1 protein-coding gene is annotated in these 1,683 nt (G+C 35.7%); it reads right to left on the reverse strand.

Going from position 1 to position 1,683, the window contains the following annotated elements; all coding sequences use genetic code 11:
- Positions 1 to 37: 37 nt before the first annotated feature.
- Positions 38 to 1,683, reverse strand: a 1,646-nt coding sequence (locus ABD915_RS09515; RefSeq protein WP_345117693.1) for a type ISP restriction/modification enzyme, incomplete at its 5' end; no start/stop codon positions are given.

Raw genomic sequence — 1,683 nt, forward strand, 5'->3', positions numbered from 1 at the left:
AAGATTAGCATGCCCATTATAAGCATGCTTTATGAGTTTATTCAGTTTCTCTAATTTCTAATTTTGGTAGGTTCTTAACAATCTTCATTGTTTCTAAACTTACGGTAATAACCCTTTGAAATAATTCTAGAGGGTAGGCAGGGTTACCAATGGTTTCAACGGCATAACGATTGGCATCATTAACAATGCCACTTTTTTTATCGGTCTTAACACATTGACGTTCCATAACCCATTCAAGAGCAGGCTTGCCATTGACGATATACTCATAAGCTTCAAGAGGAATGTTGGTTATTGTGATATTGTTATTGTAAAAAACAGTGGATTTATCTTTTATATTATTTTTGCTAAAGAATTGCATTTCAGTCACGTAATAAAATTCCTCAGGGTTAGAAATATCAGTCTGTTTTGGATTTCCTTTTTTAAAGGTCACTGGATAAGGTTCCACATCTTCATAATTGACGTGTAAATGACCCAGTTCTCGTCCTGCTGTGACAAATTTCCAAAAATCTTCAGCAGTTTTTACACAAGGAATGCGAGGCAATTCTTTAGAAAGGTTATCAGCATAACGAGCGCGATAATCTTCTGAATGTAAAATTCCGTAAACATAATAGAATAGATCGTCTTTAGTTATGGTTTCATTAGGATAAGCCGCTTTAAAATGGGCTAGCCCTTCATCAGTAATGGCATCACGCCTTTGTAAACCAGTTGTTTTGTTTTCCTCTGTAGAGTTTGCAAATAAATGGGATTGGTCATCATTTTTATCTTTTGAAACCTTATCATCTTCGTAAAAATACCGCGGAAAGCATTGGCTATTCTCTATTAGCTGAACATCAGACACAGTCTTAATCATAATAACAGAAAAGTCTTTCTTTGCTCCTTTACCTGTAATTTGTATCACCCTATTTTCAACCGTTTCCCCTATAGGAAATATACGCGGCATTTGATAAGTTCCATCGTTAAAAGCTCGATTATAATAAAGCCATTGTCGTGTAAAAGGACGATACGAACTTTGCGTAAGGCATGCCTCTTCAAATTCAAAAACCTTTCCTTTTATTAATTCTTGCTTAACATTATAACTCCAGCTTATCTTTTTTACGTCTGAATTGACAAAATCATCTACGGCACTTGCACGTGTTTTACGGTCAGCATGTGTACAAACATCATTAAAATGTTCCACTTCGCTATTATAGAAAGCAATCATGTTACTCATATTCTTTGCTAGAGCTTTACGACTTGAATTATATGCCCAAGCATCACGATTGGTTTTTAGACCACATGAAAAATTTTCAAAAAGTTTTTTACCATGACCTTTTTTATCACCTTTATCACCTATAGCTAAAAAGGCGTTGAAATTGTCATCACGTTGATTGATCCAATCACCGTGCTTGTCTGGTGTAATTATTTGCCAACCTTTTTTGCTCCGTGCAATACCATCAATGCTACCAAGGGTCTCGATTATCGTAAGCTTTTCTTTTCTATTGAGATAATCTCCAATATCCCGAAAATATATTTTCCCACGCTGTTGAGATTCTGAATTTTTTACGAGAATGGAAATCGCTATAGGGGCTCGAGAACCAGAACCAAAAATCTTACCACCTTCTTTTCGAGATAGTTCTCCAGAGGTTCGTTGATTACCCCGCAAATGGAAAATATAAAGGCTGCTAAATTCTTCAACAAGGCATT

It is taken from the genome of Bartonella jaculi (assembly GCF_039543045.1).
GTDB classification, from domain to species: Bacteria; Pseudomonadota; Alphaproteobacteria; order Rhizobiales; family Rhizobiaceae; genus Bartonella; species Bartonella jaculi.